Origin of the sequence: Variovorax sp. Varisp36 (genome assembly GCF_047304235.1) — a bacterium.
Lineage (GTDB): Bacteria > Pseudomonadota > Gammaproteobacteria > Burkholderiales > Burkholderiaceae_C > Variovorax.
This window is the reverse complement of sequence record NZ_JBGLYU010000019.1, coordinates 1-13,396: the sequence shown is the minus strand read 5'-3', so window position 1 is coordinate 13,396 and position 13,396 is coordinate 1. Positions and strand designations below refer to the sequence as shown.

The window sequence follows — 13,396 nt, the reverse complement described above, 5'->3', positions numbered from 1 at the left end:
TTTGACCGGAGCGACCCATGCGCCACTTTCTGGCTCTCGATTTGAAAGACGATCCTGCATTGATCGCCGAATACGAGGCTTATCACCGCGACATCTGGCCCGAGGTGCGAGCGCATCTGCATGCGCACGGTGTAACGGGCATGGAGATCTACCGGCTCGGCACGCGAATGGTGATGTGGATGGAAACTGACGATGCGCGCTACGACGCCCGGGCCATGGCGCTTGCAACGCAGAACAATCCAAAGATTCGGGAATGGGAAGAACTGATGTGGAGGTTTCAGGCACCCACGCCCTGGACACCTGAAGGAGAGAAGTGGACGGAGATGGCCAGGATCTTCTCGCTGTAATCAAAAGATTCAAGTTTTGATTCCGAGGAACTTAATAATCTTTCCCGCCGCTTACATTTGGTCGGCACAATGCCGCCATGCCAAATATCGCGTCCATCCTTAAATCCGAAATCTCCCGCGTCGCCCGCAAGGAAGTCCGCGCGGAAATCGAAACCCTCAAGAAGGCATCCGTCCATCACCGGTCCGCCATCGCCGCGCTGCGCCGGCAAGTGGTTGCGCTGGAAAAGGAGCTGCGCAACGTAGCCAAGGGCACCGCCCGTGGTGCACGTGCAAGCGAGCCCGATGAAGAGGGAGACAGCGGGCCGAAGCGCCGGTTCAGCGCTGGCCGATTGGCTGCGCATCGCACGAAACTCGGTATTTCCGCCGCGTCTTATGGGCAGCTGGTGGGTGTGTCCGGCCAGACCATCTACCACTGGGAACAGGGCAAGGCCCGCCCGAGGGCTGCGCAGCTGGAGAGCCTGGCTGCCGTGCGCGGGATGGGTCGGCAGGAAGTGGCGCAGCGGCTGGAATCCAACTAGCTGGCGGGCCCTTTCTTCAGGGCTTGGCAGGTCACGGTCACCGAATAGGCTTCAGGGGAAGTAGGCGCAAGCCATTGCAGGAGGCTCAGAAAGTGCCCGGCAGCAGGATGCTCGAATCGACCTCGTCGATGTTCGTGCGGCCACAGAAGGCCATCGTGATATCGAGCTCCTTGTGGATGATCTGCAGCGCGCGCGTCACGCCTTCCTGTCCGTAGGCGCCCAGCCCGTACAGGAAGCTGCGGCCGATCATGGTGCCGCGCGCGCCCAGCGCGCGGGCCTTGAGCACGTCCTGTCCGCTGCGGATGCCGCCATCCATCCACACCTCGATCTCGCTGCCCACGGCCTCCACGATGGCCGGCAGCGCGGCGATGGACGAAGGCGCGCCATCGAGCTGGCGCCCGCCGTGGTTCGACACGATGAGCGCATCGGCGCCGCTGCTCGCCGCGAGGCGCGCATCTTCCACGTCCATGATGCCCTTGAGGATCAGCTTGCCGCCCCAGAGCTTCTTGATCCACTCGACGTCCGCCCAGCTCAGCGCCGGGTCGAACTGTTCGGCGGTCCACGACGACAGCGACGACAGGTCCTTCACGCCCTTGGCATGGCCCGCGATGTTGCCGAAGGTGCGGCGCTTCGTGCCCAGCATGCCCATGCACCAGCGCGGCTTGGTCGCGAGGTCGATCAGGTTCTTGATGGTGGGCTTGGGTGGCGCGGTCAGCCCGTTCTTGATGTCTTTGTGGCGCTGGCCGAGAATTTGCAGGTCGAGCGTGAGTTGCAGGGCCGTCACATTGGCCGCCTTGGCGCGCTCGATCAGGCGCTCGATGAAGTCGCGGTCTTTCATCACGTAGAGCTGGAACCAGAACGGATGCCGGTCGGTGTTGGCGGCGATGTCTTCCAGCGAGCAGATGCTCATGGTCGACAGCGTGAACGGAATGCCGAAGGCCTTGGCCGCGCGGGCCCCAAGGATCTCGCCGTCGGCATGCTGCATGCCGGTGAGGCCGGTGGGCGCGATGGCCACAGGCATGGCGGTTTCCTGGCCGACCATGGTGGTGCGGGTGGAGCGGCCTTCCATGTTCACGGCCACGCGCTGGCGCAGCTTGATCTTCTGGAAGTCGCTTTCGTTGGCGCGGTAGGTGCCCTCGGTCCATGCGCCGGAGTCGGCGTAGTCGTAGAACATCTTCGGGACGCGCCGCTTGGCGATCACCCGCAGGTCTTCGATGCTGGTGATCTTGGAAAGGTCTGACAAGGGCTGTCTCCTGAGCGTTTCTTGTGGGGGGCGAAGCGAATCGGCCATTATCTTCAGGCACCCCGACACGCCATCTGAAAAAAGCCGGCCCCGCTGCTGAAAAAATTTCAGTTCAGTCGCGCAGCGCCTCGCGCAGCCATTCGACGAAGGTTGCGCACTCCCGGCGCTCCATCGCGCCGGGCCGCCAGCACAGGAAGTAGGCGTTGGGCGAGGGTACGCTGCGCGGCGACAGCCGCACGAGCCGCCCGCTGTCCAGCCATGCGCTGCCCAGCCGCAGGTGCATCAGCACCACGCCGAAGTCTTCGGCCGCCGCGTCGAGCGCCAGCCCCAGGTCGTTGAACTGGTGGCCCGTGGCCGGCTCGGGCAGGCCCACGCCGCAAGCCTTGAACCACGTGCGCCATGACTCCAGCGGCGTGCGCAACAGCTGGGCGCGCAACACCTCGGCATCGGTGGCGAAGCCGTCGAAGGGACCGTGGCGCTTCAGGTAAGCGGGGCTGCACACCGGCGAGACCTCGTCGGCCAGCAACTGGAAAAACTCGCGGTCGTGAAAGGGCCCGGTGCCGAAGCGCAGCTCGATGTCGGCCTCCTCGACCGTGGTGTTGCGCACCGGCGTGGTCACCTGAAGCATCAGCTCGATGTTCGGATACGCATCGCGAAACCGTGCGAGCCGCGGCAGCAGCATCTGGCGCGAGAAGGTCGGCGTGACCGCCACGCGCAGCCGTCGCACCTGCGACTCGGGCTCGCGGCCGGGCACCTGCTGCAGCGCTGCGATGGCCTCGCGCACGCGCGCCAGGTAGGCCATGCCGTCGGCGCTGAGGCCGAAGTCGCCGCCCACGAAGAACTTGAGGCCCAGCAGCAGTTCGAGCTGGCGGATGCGATGGCTCACCGCGCTGGGCGTCACGCTGAGTTCGTCGGCGGCCAGGTTCACGCTGCGAAGGCGCGCGACAGCCTCGAAGGCCTGCAGGCCCTGGGTCGAGGGGAGACGCGGAGAAACCATCTTTTGTTGGCGGAGGGAGGGGGTTAGGATGGTAGCGAACGCTCTCGGTCACTCCTGGCGGACTCGCTTTGCCTCGCGTTGCCGGCTCAAAAAGATTCCAACAACAAGGAGACAAGCGCATGGTCTGGCAACAGGTTTACAACCCGTTCGGCAACATGATCGTATCGACGGCACTGGCCGCGATACCGGTGGTGGTGATGCTGGTGTGCCTCGGGCTGCTGCACGTCAAGGCGCACTACGCGGCGGGGCTGGGCCTGCTGAGCGCGGTGGTCATCGCGGTGTTCGCATTCGGCATGCCGGCCGACATGGCAGGCAAGGCGGCCTTTCTGGGCGGGCTCTCCGGCCTGCTGCCCATCGGCTGGATCGTGCTGAACATCATCTTCCTGCAGCAGCTCACGCAGCAGAACGGCAGCTTCCAGATATTGCAGGACTCCATCGCCGGCATCACCGAAGACCGGCGCTTGCAGCTGCTGCTCATCGCCTTTGCCTTCGGCGCCTTCTTCGAGGGCGCGGCGGGCTTCGGCACGCCGGTGGCCGTCACCGCCGCCATCCTCATCGGGCTGGGCTTCTCGCCGCTGGCGGCCTCGGGGCTCTCGCTCATCGCCAACACCGCGCCGGTGGCCTTCGGCGCATTGGGCACGCCGGTCATCACGCTGGCCAAGGTGCATGGCTACGACCTGATGGCGGTCACCGCGATGATCGGGCGGCAGCTGCCGTTCTTCTCGCTGCTGGTGCCGTTCTGGCTCATCTGGGCCTTCGCGGGACGCAAGGGAATGATGGAGGTGTGGCCCGCCATCCTGGTGACGGGCGTGTCCTTCGCGGTTCCGCAGTTCCTGGTGTCGAACTACATCGGGCCGGAGCTGGTGGACATCATCGCGGCCATCGTGTCGATGGTGTGCCTGGTGCTGTTCCTGCGTGTGTGGAAGCCGAAGAAGATCTGGACCTCGGTGTCGCTCAAGGGGCACGAGACCGACGGCGGCGAAGCTGGTCCGGCCGTGGCGCCCACGAAGCATGCGAGCGCGGCGGTGATCCGCGCCTGGACGCCGTGGCTCATCCTCACCGTGTTCGTGTTCATCTGGGGCCTGCCGGTGGTGAAGGCCTGGCTCAACGGCATCTTCGCGCCGAGCTTCCCCATCGACGGTCTGCACAACATGATCGAGAAGGTGGCGCCCGTGGTGCCCAAGCCCACGAAGGAGGGCGCGGTGTACCAGTTGCTGCTGCTCTCGGCCACGGGCACGGGCATCCTTGTCTCGGCCATCGTGGGCGGGCTGATCATGAAGTACAACCCCATCCAGCTCGTGGCCGCCTACGGCCGCACGCTGTGGCTGGTGAAGTTCTCGCTGCTCACCATCGTGCTGATGCTCGCGCTGGGCACGCTCACGCGCTACTCGGGCCTCGACACCACGCTGGGGCTGGCCTTTGCCAACACCGGCATGTTCTATCCCTTCTTCGGCACGCTGATGGGCTGGCTGGGCGTGGCGCTCACGGGGTCGGACACGGCATCGAACGTGCTCTTCGGCGGCATGCAGAAAGTGGCGGCGGACCAGCTGGGCCTGAGCCCCAACCTCATGGGCGCGGCCAACAGTTCGGGCGGCGTGATGGGCAAGATGATCGACGCGCAATCGATCGTGGTGGCCTCCACCGCCACGCGCTGGTTCAACCACGAGGGCGAGATCCTGCGCTACGTGTTCTTCCACTCCATCGCGCTGGCCTGCCTCGTGGGCCTCTACGTGACGCTGCAGGCCTACGTATGGCCGTTCACGGCGATGGTCGTGAAGTGATCGAATCGCCCAGCGCCTGAAGCAACCGGCGCAGGTCGCCGACCGCTTCGCGCGCCACCGCCGCATCGCCCATCTGCGCCTTGACGATGGCGCCGTCGACACCCAGCGCGGCCGCCTGCGCGATGGCCATGCGCCGCGGCCCTCCAAGCGTTTCCGGCAGCAGGCCGGCGATCACATCGACCATCTCGCGCTTGTGGCCCCGCGCGATGTCGCTGGCGCCCGCCACGCTCGTGCCCACCTCCACCACCGAGTTGATGAACGCGCAGCCGCGGAACACCGGGTCGGCGAACCACTCGGCCATGACGTCGGCCAGTATCTCCAGCGCCTGACCGTCGCCGATGCGCCGCTGCGCCCCGCGGCGGCCGAGCGCATCGACGAACCACGCCATCCACAGGCCATGCCGGTGGTCGAGAAAGGCGCGCACCAGGTCGTCCTTCGACGGGAAGTGCCGGTAGAAGGTGACCTTGGTGACGCCCGAGGCGGCAATGACGCGGTCGATGCCGGTGGCGCGGATGCCGTCTGAGTAGAAAAGGTCGTGCGCGGTGAGCAGGATGCGCTCGCGTGCGGGCAGTGCGGAGATGTCCATGGCGCGATTGTAGGCATGTAGACAGTTCTGTCTACATGTGGCACATTGCGGCGCATTCCCTTCACCACAGCACTGAAAGATCTCCATGGAATCCCGCCCGCCGCTGCCGCCCTTCACCCTCGAATCCGCCACCCGGAAGGTGCAGGCCGCCGAAGACGCCTGGAACTCGCGCGACCCCGTGCGCGTGAGCCTGGCCTACACGCCCGACACCGAGTGGCGCAACCGCGCCGAGTTCGTCAACGGCCGCGAGCAGGTGGTGGAGTTCCTGTCGCGCAAGTGGGTGCGCGAACTCGACTACCGGCTGAAGAAGCAGCTGTGGGCCTTCACGGACAACCGCATCGCGGTGCGCTTCGAGTACGAATGGCACGACGACGCGGGCCAGTGGTATCGCAGCCATGGCAACGAGAACTGGGAGTTCGCGGAGAACGGGCTGATGCAGAGGCGCTTTGCGAGCATCAACGACCAACCCATTGCCGAGTCGGATCGCAAGTTCCGGTGGGCACGCCTGTTGCTTGCCTGAGCCCATTCAACAGGAGACCGCATGAACCGCAACGACGTCACGGAAAAAATCATCACCGTCAAGGTAAGCAAGGGCATCCAGTGGGCCGACGTGGCAAAGAAGGTCGGCCTCTCGAAGGAGTGGACCACCGCCGCCTGTCTCGGCCAGATGACGCTCGACGAGAAGCAGGCCAAGGTCGTAGGCAAGATCTTCGGCCTCACTCCCGAGGAGCAGAAGTGGCTGCAGGTGGTGCCCTACAAGGGCTCGCTGCCCACGCCCGTGCCGACCGACCCGCTGATCTACCGCTGGTACGAGGTCGTGAGCGTGTACGGCACCACCATCAAGGAACTGATCCATGAAGAATTCGGCGATGGCATCATGAGCGCCATCGACTTCAGCATGGACATCCAGCGCCAGGCCGACCCCAAGGGCGACCGCGTCAACGTGGTGCTGTCGGGCAAGTTCCTGCCGTACAAGGCCTACTGAACGTACACCGCCGGGTGCGGCCTCTGCGCACCCGCCGGCCGCATCGTGCGGGCCGTGATGCCGTAGCCCTCGATGGCCCCGGCGATCGATCGCGCCACGGCATCCACGGGCACCGCGATGCGCCGGTTGGTGCGCATGCGCTCCCGGGCGTACGTGGCGGCGATGCGCTCTGCCAGCGGGTCGCCGGGGCCGTTCACGTCGGGGCTCACCACCGTCACGTGCAGGCGGCCGGCATGCTCCTGCCGCAGGCCTTCGGAGATCGCGTTCACCGCGTACTGCGTGCCGTGGTACACGGCCGAACTCGGCGACACGCCCTGCATCGCCACCGGCGCCACGTTCACGATGTGACCCCAGCCCTGCTCCTGCATCGCCGGCAGCACGGCCGCGATGCCGAGCAGCGCGCCGCGCAGGTTCACGTCGATCATGAGTTCCCACTCCTCGATCTTGCGGTTCCACAGCGGCGACATCGGCATCACGCCCGCCGCGTTGACGAGCACGTCGATCTGCTCGTGCGTCTCGAGGGCGAACTCGGCAAAGGCTTCCATGTCGGGCCGATGCGTCACGTCGAGCCGCTGGAAGCTCGCGGTGCCGCCCGTGGCCTCGATCTCGGCCGCGAGTGCCGCGAGCCGGTCGGTACGGCGCGCACCGAGCACCACCTTGGCGCCGCGCCGCGCGAGCAGCCGCGCGGTTGCTTCGCCGATACCGCTGCTCGCGCCGGTGATGAGAACGACTTTTTCCTGGATTGCGCTCATGATGAAACTCCTCGTGCTGGTCGGTTGCCGTGGGGCGCACACAGAAGAGGGTGCACCGGGCATGGAGAGAAGTTTCGCGTCCGAGGGCCCCGAGGCGGTATCCGAATCGAACTCGGTTTTTGCCTGATCCTGCAAAACGCAAGGGCGGCGGGCACTTCCTACGGCGCGGCGTAGTGCTTTGGCTTTCGCGATGTAGCCACTGTGGCTTCTTGCTCAATCCACCGGCTGTCGCGCAGAGCGGGCGGTGCTTCAGGGCTGTGCGGCGAGGATCTCGACCTTGGGCCAGCGTCGCGCGAATTGCTTCTGCTCCACGCGCTGCCGGTACGTAGCGGCATCCGCGCGCACGGGGTTGTGCCGAACGCGCAGCCCGAACAGATCTTCCAGGCCGTGCGGCGCCAGCACGCGGATCGAGTCGTCGGCAGCCAGGGACACACCGACGCAGGTCGCGAACTCCGGCCATGTCGCGATGCCTTCCTCCAGCGAGGTCAGCGCGGCCACGACCTGTCCAAGGCTTTCCCGAAACCAGTGATGCACATGCGCCTGGTTGGTCACTTCCCAGCGATGCTCCGGCATCCGCATCGACAGCTGTTCCTGCAGGGCGGCCTCACCGAGCCGCGGCGGCTCGTCGGCATTGAAGTACACGACGTCGATGTCTTCCAGGGCCGAGGGCTCGCTGAATCCATGAAGCGAATCCCAGACCAGGCTGCGCACTGCCCCCGCACCGATGCACCACGCGCCGAGGTCCAACTCGCGCACCGCCGCCAAGGCGGCCATCAGACAGGGCGCGCCGCGCACCAGTTCGACGAGTCGCTGCGCGTGGCCGGGTGAAGAGGTGCGATGCATGGGCCGGCGACTGTAGCTCACCGCGGCGTGTGCGCCGGCGCCGATCCATCGATCGGAAAATCTTCACGCATCGTGCTGGTGCATCTTGAGCCGAATCCAAAAAGCGAGGATGCTCGGCCGATGGAAAACAACCCCGATCCCTCGAGGCGCCCGCAGATCTATCTCGCGGGACCGGACGTCTTTCGTCCTGACGCGAGAGACCATTTCGTTCGGCTCGCCGCGGCCTGCGACGCACTCGGCCTCTGCGCACTGCTTCCGGCCGACGGCAACGAGGAGCCTGCGCCCGAAGCTCCGGAAATGCAGATCTGCAAGGCCAACATGCAGCGCCTTCGCAGCGCCGACGGCGTCGTCGCCAACCTCGCCTGCTTCAGAGGGCTGGAGCCCGATTCCGGCACGGTGTTCGAGGTGGGCGCGGCGGTCGCGCTCGGGATTCCGGTGGTGGCCTACGGCGTGCCCGATGGGAGCTATGCGGACCGCGCGCGGGCGGCACTGCCGTGCGAAGCCGATGCGAACGGCGTGCTGCGCGAGAGCGGCTCCGGTATTGCCGTCGAAGACTTCGGCCAGCCGCTGAACCTGATGCTGGCCTGCTCGATCCACATCGAGCCGACGCCGGAAGCGGCGTTGAAGAAGATGGGTGAGGTGTTGGCTGTCCTCCGTGCGACAAAGGCTGGAAACTCCTGAGCGAAACTCCGGCCGCCAACCCCTAGGATGGCGTTCCCCTTTCACCGGAGCACCGCATGCCGACCACCGAGACGCACTTCGAATTGACCGCCAACGACGGCGTCACGGTGGAATCCCATCGCTGGCAGGGCGCGACGCAGCGCGCGGTCATCCAATTGGCGCACGGCATGGGCGAACATTCGCTGCGCTATCGGCACCTGGCGGACGCGCTGGTGCAGGCCGGCTACGTGGTGTATTCGAACGAGCATCGCGGCCACGGCAAGGGCGCCTCGGCGCGCGGCGAGCTGGGGGAGTTCGGCCCGCGCGGTTTCGCCGGGCTGGTGGACGACATGGCGCTGCTGAGCCGCCACGTGCGCGGCGTGCATCCGGGCCTGCCGCTGATCCTTGTGGGCCACAGCATGGGCTCGTTCGCCACGCAGTACTACCTCCTCGAGCACAGCGCACTGCTGGCGGGCGCCGCGCTTTCGGGCACTTCGGCGCTTGATCTGCTGGGCGCGGCGTTGCAGTCCGGCTTCAAGCTGGAAGACATGAACGCCGCATTGCCGGACGTTCGCACGCCCTTCGACTGGCTCAGCCGCGATCCGGCGCAGGTCGATGCCTACATCGCCGATCCGCTGTGCGGATTCACGGTCTCGGCCGAGGGCCTGGGGTCAATGTTCGCGAAGCTGGCCGAGCTGGCGCCGGACGCGATGCGAGGGCGCATCCGCCCCGAGCTGCCGCTCTATCTGTTCGTGGGCGACCAGGACCCGGTCAGCAACAAGGCCGAATGGTTCTACCCGCTGGTGCAGCGCTACCGCGAGGCGGGGCTGCGCGATGTGTCGTGCCACGTGTTCGGCGGCGCGCGCCACGAGGCGCTGAATGAAGTCAATCGCGATGAGGTCGAGGCGGTGCTGCTCGCGTGGATCGCACGGGTGGTGGGCAAGGGCTGAGCGCCGTTGCCGTCACCCCGTTGGCTGCTGCTACTTCCTGCAGTCGCCGCCGACGGACACGGTGCCGTCCTTGCACTCGGTGAGCATCGGCTCGCCCGGCCTGGGTGCCGGGGCCGAGCCTGCGCCGGACGCGGGCCCGGCGTCCTTCAGGTAGACGATCTTCTTGGTGCCGAGCTCGCAGCTGCCCACCACCTGCCCGTTCGCCGATGCGTTGGCATCGACGACGGTGACGGTGAAGCGCGCCACGCCGGCCGCAGCGATCTTCGACTCGATGCCGGTGCGCAGGGCCTCGCAGTCTTCGGCCCCGTGGGCCGCGCCAGCCAGCAGGGCGAGCGCGGCGGGGAGCATCGTGAACCAAGGCTTCATGGCTGCCACCCGCTCGATGCCCATCAGCCCTGGGCCGACGCCAGCGCCGCGTTGAGCGTGGGGCTCGGGCGCATCACGGCTTCGAACTTGGCGGGGTCCGCCAGGTAGTAGCCGCCGATGTCCACGGGCTTGCCCTGCACGGCGGCGAGCTCGTCGACGATCTTCTGCTCGTTGCTGGCAAGCGTGCCGGCCAGCTTCACGAACTGGGCCTGCAGTTCCTTGTCTTCCGTCTGTGCGGCCAGTTCCTGTGCCCAGTACATGGCCAGGTAGAACTGGCTGCCGCGGTTGTCGAGCTGGCCGGTCTTGGGCGACGGGTTCTTGTTGTTGTCGAGCAGCTTGCCGGTGGCGGTGTCCAGCGTCCTGGCCAGGATGGCGGCTTTCTTGTTGCCGGTTTTCAGGCCCAGGTCTTCCAGGCTCACGGCCAGCGCGAGGAATTCGCCCAGCGAGTCCCAGCGCAGGTGGTTTTCCTCCACCAGCTGCTGCACGTGCTTGGGGGCCGAGCCGCCCGCGCCGGTCTCGTACATGCCGCCGCCGGCCATCAGCGGAACGATGGACAGCATCTTGGCCGAGGTGCCCAGTTCCATGATGGGGAACAGGTCGGTCAGGTAGTCGCGCAGGATGTTGCCGGTGGCGCTGATGGTGTCCAGGCCGCGGACCACGCGCTCCAGCGTGTAGCGCATGGCGCGCACCTGGCTCATGATCTGGATGTCCAGGCCCGTGGTGTCGTGCTCGTGCAGGTACATCTTGACCTTGGTGATCAGCTGCGCCTCGTGCGGACGGTAGGCGTCGAGCCAGAACACGACCGGCATGCCGGAGTTGCGCGCGCGGTTCACGGCCAGCTTCACCCAGTCGCGGATCGCGGCGTCCTTGACCTGGCACATGCGCCAGATGTCGCCCTTCTCCACGTCTTCGCTCATCAGCACTTCGCCGGTGTCCAGGTCGGTGATGTTGGCGACGCCGTCCTCGGGGATCTCGAAGGTCTTGTCGTGCGAGCCGTATTCCTCGGCCTTCTGCGCCATCAGGCCCACGTTGGGCACGGTGCCCATGGTCTTGGGGTCGAAGGCGCCGTGCCACTTGCAGAAGTTGATGATCTCCTGGTAGATGCGGGCGAAGGTCGACTCGGGCATCACGGCCTTCACGTCCTTCAGGCGGCCGTCGGCGCCCCACATCTTGCCGCCGTTGCGGATCATCGCGGGCATGGAGGCGTCCACGATCACGTCGTTGGGCGAGTGGAAGTTGGTGATGCCCTTGGCCGAGTCGACCATCGCCAGCTCGGGGCGGTTTTCGTGGCAGGCGTGCAGGTCGCGCTTGATCTCGTCCTGCGTGCTCTGCGGCAGCGTGGCGATCTTGTTGTAGAGGTCGACCATGCCGTTGTTGACGTTGATGCCCAGCTCGTCGAACAGCTTGCCGTGTTTCTCGAAGGCTTCCTTGTAGAAGATCTTCACGCAGTGGCCGAACACGATGGGGTGCGAGACCTTCATCATGGTGGCCTTGACGTGCAGCGAGAACATCACGCCGGTCTTGCGCGCGTCCTCGATCTCCTTTTCATAGAAGGCCAGCAGCGCCTTCTTGCTCATGAACATGGAGTCGATGACCTCGCGGTCCAGCAGGGCGACCTTGGGCTTGAGGACGATGGCTTTGCCGCTCTTGGTGAGCAGTTCCATCTTGACGTTGCGCGCGCGGTCCAGGGTCATGGACTTCTCGCCGTGATAGAAGTCGCCGCCGTGCATGTGCGAGACGTGCGAGCGCGAGGCCTGGCTCCAGTCGGCCATGCTGTGCGGGTTCTTGCGCGCGTATTCCTTCACGGCCTTGGGTGCGCGGCGGTCGGAGTTGCCTTCGCGCAGCACGGGGTTCACGGCGCTGCCGGTGCACTTGTTGTAGCGCGCGCGGATGTCCTTGTCCTCGTCCGTGGTCGGGTTCTCGGGGTAGTCGGGGATCTTGTAGCCCTTGCCCTGCAGTTCCTTGATGGCGGCCTTGAGCTGGGCCACCGAGGCGCTGATGTTGGGCAGCTTGATGATGTTGGCCTCGGGCTTGAGCGTGAGCTTGCCCAGTTCGGCCAGGTTGTCGGGCACCTTCTGGTCGTCGCCGAGGAACTCGGGGAACTCACCCAGGATGCGGGCCGCCACGGAGATGTCGCTGGTGGCGACGTTGATGCCGGCCGGGTTGGTGAAGGCGCGGATGATGGGCAGAAACGCGTAGGTCGCCAGCAGGGGCGCCTCGTCGGTGAGGGTGTAGACGATGGTGGGTTGCTTCGAGCTCATGCGCTTGCTTCCGTAGATCCTGGGTTGTCGGGTTGGCTGGAACTTCCGGCAAGGACGAGGTGGATGCGTTTTCGCCGGAATCCCCGATTGTCGCCGGACCGGGAGCCGGTTCCGGCCCGGCCGGCCGGATGTCCCGGCTCGGCGGGCGTCTTAGCCGGGAAGCGAAGGCGCATGGCCGCCGGTTTCGGCGCTCTTCTCCAGCATTTCCCGCGCCAGGTCGACGAAGGCGCGCAGCTTGGGCGCCTGCGCCGCGCGGCGCGGAAAGTACAGGAACAGGCCCGGTTCCCCGAAGGCCGAGCACGGCAGCAGCTGGCGCAGGCGGCCCTCGCGCAGATCGGCACGCACCAGCGGCTCGAAGATGTAGGCGATGCCCACGTCAGCCAGCGCCAGGTCGCGGGCATAGAGCGCGTCGGTGACGCGCACCGTGCCCGGCACCTCGACCGAGACGTGGGCACCTTCCTTGTCGCGCAGGTCCCAGGCGTACACGCCGCCCGAGGTCACGAAGCGAAAGCCGATGCAGTTGTGCTGCTGCAGCGACTCGATGCTGTGCGGCTCGCCGGCGGTGGCCAGATAGCGCGGCGTGGCCACCATGATGGCCTCGAAGGGCGGCGTAAGCCGCACCGCCACCATGTCCTGCGCCACGGTGTGGCCCAGCCGGACGCCCGCGTCGTGGCCGCTGGCCACGATGTCGGCCAGCCCGTCATCGCAGGTGATCTCTATCACCAGCCCGGTATGGCGCAGCGCCATTTCGGCCACCAGCGGCGTCATTGCCAGCGGCAGGGCCACGTGGGGCGCGTTGATGCGCAGCACGCCGCCCACGCGCCCGAGCGCTTCACCGAAACGGTCCACCGCATCGCCGATCTCGCCCATCGCGGGTGCCAGCACGCCGACGAAGCCGGCGCCCGCCTCGGTGAGCCGTACGCTGCGGGTGGTGCGCGCGAAGATCGGCTGGCCCAGGTGGTCTTCAACGGCCCGCACCGCGTGGCTCACGGCCGAGGCGCTCATGCCGAGTTCGGCCGCGGGGGGGGGGGCGCCCCCCCCCCCGGGGGGCCCCCCCCCCCGGGGGGGGGGGGGGGGGGGGGGGGGGGGGGGGAGATGGAAGGTTTT

15 protein-coding genes are annotated in these 13,396 nt (G+C 66.6%); 7 read left to right on the top strand and 8 right to left on the bottom strand.

Features of this window, described 5'->3' with window-relative positions; translation table 11 throughout:
- Positions 1-17 precede the first annotated feature (17 nt).
- A complete protein-coding gene (locus ACCD11_RS13515; protein ID WP_413314253.1) occupies positions 18-347 on the top strand; it encodes an L-rhamnose mutarotase in 330 nt (109 codons plus the stop codon).
- A 77-nt stretch (positions 348-424) separates the two neighbouring features.
- Entirely contained in the window at positions 425-865 is a 441-nt protein-coding gene (locus ACCD11_RS13510; protein WP_413314252.1) for a helix-turn-helix domain-containing protein, read from the top strand.
- Between the two features lie 85 nt (positions 866-950).
- Here the strand turns inward: ACCD11_RS13510 and ACCD11_RS13505 are convergent, their stop codons facing one another.
- Together ACCD11_RS13505 and ACCD11_RS13500 are read right to left on the bottom strand one after the other, a co-directional pair.
- Entirely contained in the window at positions 951-2,108 is a 1,158-nt protein-coding gene (locus tag ACCD11_RS13505; protein ID WP_056586547.1) for an alpha-hydroxy acid oxidase, read from the bottom strand.
- A 112-nt stretch (positions 2,109-2,220) separates the two neighbouring features.
- Positions 2,221-3,105, bottom strand: a complete 885-nt coding sequence (locus ACCD11_RS13500) for a LysR substrate-binding domain-containing protein (protein ID WP_007830396.1) — start codon at positions 3,103-3,105, stop codon at positions 2,221-2,223.
- Between the two features lie 119 nt (positions 3,106-3,224).
- On the opposite strand from ACCD11_RS13500, the gene ACCD11_RS13495 reads away from it, so the two are divergent.
- Positions 3,225-4,886 (top strand): L-lactate permease, encoded by a 1,662-nt coding sequence (locus ACCD11_RS13495; RefSeq protein ID WP_413314251.1) that lies wholly within the window; start codon positions 3,225-3,227, stop codon positions 4,884-4,886.
- Here the strand turns inward: ACCD11_RS13495 and ACCD11_RS13490 are convergent.
- Complete coding sequence (locus ACCD11_RS13490) at positions 4,864-5,472, bottom strand: TetR/AcrR family transcriptional regulator (RefSeq protein ID WP_413314250.1); 609 nt, start codon at positions 5,470-5,472, stop codon at positions 4,864-4,866. The genes ACCD11_RS13495 and ACCD11_RS13490 overlap by 23 nt on opposite strands.
- 85 nt (positions 5,473-5,557) lie before the next feature.
- Here ACCD11_RS13490 and ACCD11_RS13485 point away from each other — a divergent pair, with 85 nt between their 5' ends.
- Both ACCD11_RS13485 and cynS read left to right on the top strand, forming a co-directional pair.
- Positions 5,558-5,992 carry a DUF1348 family protein gene (locus ACCD11_RS13485; RefSeq protein WP_007830401.1) on the top strand — a complete coding sequence of 145 codons (435 nt, stop codon included), beginning with the start codon at positions 5,558-5,560 and terminating at the stop codon, positions 5,990-5,992.
- Between the two features lie 21 nt (positions 5,993-6,013).
- Positions 6,014-6,457 carry a cyanase gene (gene cynS / locus ACCD11_RS13480; RefSeq protein WP_413314249.1) on the top strand — a complete coding sequence of 148 codons (444 nt, stop codon included), beginning with the start codon at positions 6,014-6,016 and terminating at the stop codon, positions 6,455-6,457.
- Here cynS and ACCD11_RS13475 read toward each other — a convergent pair.
- Positions 6,451-7,209 carry an SDR family oxidoreductase gene (locus tag ACCD11_RS13475; RefSeq protein ID WP_413314248.1) on the bottom strand — a complete coding sequence of 253 codons (759 nt, stop codon included), beginning with the start codon at positions 7,207-7,209 and terminating at the stop codon, positions 6,451-6,453. The two genes, cynS and ACCD11_RS13475, sit on opposite strands and share 7 nt — an antisense overlap.
- Positions 7,210-7,458: 249 nt before the next feature.
- Positions 7,459-8,052 carry a nucleotidyltransferase family protein gene (locus tag ACCD11_RS13470; RefSeq protein WP_007830406.1) on the bottom strand — a complete coding sequence of 198 codons (594 nt, stop codon included), beginning with the start codon at positions 8,050-8,052 and terminating at the stop codon, positions 7,459-7,461.
- 120 nt (positions 8,053-8,172) lie between these two features.
- Here ACCD11_RS13470 and ACCD11_RS13465 point away from each other — a divergent pair, with 120 nt between their 5' ends.
- Positions 8,173-8,733, top strand: a complete 561-nt coding sequence (locus ACCD11_RS13465) for a nucleoside 2-deoxyribosyltransferase (RefSeq protein WP_413314247.1) — start codon at positions 8,173-8,175, stop codon at positions 8,731-8,733.
- A gap of 56 nt (positions 8,734-8,789) precedes the next feature.
- Positions 8,790-9,662, top strand: a complete 873-nt coding sequence (locus ACCD11_RS13460; protein WP_413314246.1) for an alpha/beta fold hydrolase — start codon at positions 8,790-8,792, stop codon at positions 9,660-9,662.
- 30 nt (positions 9,663-9,692) lie between these two features.
- Here the strand turns inward: ACCD11_RS13460 and ACCD11_RS13455 are convergent, their stop codons facing one another.
- The 3 genes from ACCD11_RS13455 to ACCD11_RS13445 all read right to left on the bottom strand — a co-directional run.
- Positions 9,693-10,028 carry a DUF1161 domain-containing protein gene (locus ACCD11_RS13455; RefSeq protein WP_042672985.1) on the bottom strand — a complete coding sequence of 112 codons (336 nt, stop codon included), beginning with the start codon at positions 10,026-10,028 and terminating at the stop codon, positions 9,693-9,695.
- A gap of 23 nt (positions 10,029-10,051) precedes the next feature.
- A complete protein-coding gene (locus tag ACCD11_RS13450) occupies positions 10,052-12,289 on the bottom strand; it encodes an NADP-dependent isocitrate dehydrogenase (protein WP_413314245.1) in 2,238 nt (745 codons plus the stop codon).
- A 150-nt stretch (positions 12,290-12,439) separates the two neighbouring features.
- Positions 12,440-13,396 (bottom strand): LysR family transcriptional regulator (locus ACCD11_RS13445; protein WP_413314244.1); only part of this gene is annotated, 957 nt, incomplete at its 5' end.

What these genes read in the sequence shown, in the direction of transcription:
- ACCD11_RS13495 (WP_413314251.1), top strand. Translation starts at nt 3,225, where the DNA reads ATGGTCTGGCAACAGGTTTACAACCCGTTCGGCAACATGATCGTATCG.
- ACCD11_RS13465 (WP_413314247.1), top strand. Translation starts at nt 8,173, where the DNA reads ATGGAAAACAACCCCGATCCCTCGAGGCGCCCGCAGATCTATCTCGCG.
- ACCD11_RS13515 (WP_413314253.1), top strand. Translation starts at nt 18, where the DNA reads ATGCGCCACTTTCTGGCTCTCGATTTGAAAGACGATCCTGCATTGATC.
- ACCD11_RS13490 (WP_413314250.1), bottom strand. Translation starts at nt 5,472, where the DNA reads ATGGACATCTCCGCACTGCCCGCACGCGAGCGCATCCTGCTCACCGCG.
- ACCD11_RS13510 (WP_413314252.1), top strand. Translation starts at nt 425, where the DNA reads ATGCCAAATATCGCGTCCATCCTTAAATCCGAAATCTCCCGCGTCGCC.
- ACCD11_RS13475 (WP_413314248.1), bottom strand. Translation starts at nt 7,209, where the DNA reads ATGAGCGCAATCCAGGAAAAAGTCGTTCTCATCACCGGCGCGAGCAGC.
- ACCD11_RS13500 (WP_007830396.1), bottom strand. Translation starts at nt 3,105, where the DNA reads ATGGTTTCTCCGCGTCTCCCCTCGACCCAGGGCCTGCAGGCCTTCGAG.
- ACCD11_RS13455 (WP_042672985.1), bottom strand. Translation starts at nt 10,028, where the DNA reads ATGAAGCCTTGGTTCACGATGCTCCCCGCCGCGCTCGCCCTGCTGGCT.
- ACCD11_RS13460 (WP_413314246.1), top strand. Translation starts at nt 8,790, where the DNA reads ATGCCGACCACCGAGACGCACTTCGAATTGACCGCCAACGACGGCGTC.
- ACCD11_RS13470 (WP_007830406.1), bottom strand. Translation starts at nt 8,052, where the DNA reads ATGCATCGCACCTCTTCACCCGGCCACGCGCAGCGACTCGTCGAACTG.
- cynS (WP_413314249.1), top strand. Translation starts at nt 6,014, where the DNA reads ATGAACCGCAACGACGTCACGGAAAAAATCATCACCGTCAAGGTAAGC.
- ACCD11_RS13485 (WP_007830401.1), top strand. Translation starts at nt 5,558, where the DNA reads ATGGAATCCCGCCCGCCGCTGCCGCCCTTCACCCTCGAATCCGCCACC.
- ACCD11_RS13450 (WP_413314245.1), bottom strand. Translation starts at nt 12,289, where the DNA reads ATGAGCTCGAAGCAACCCACCATCGTCTACACCCTCACCGACGAGGCG.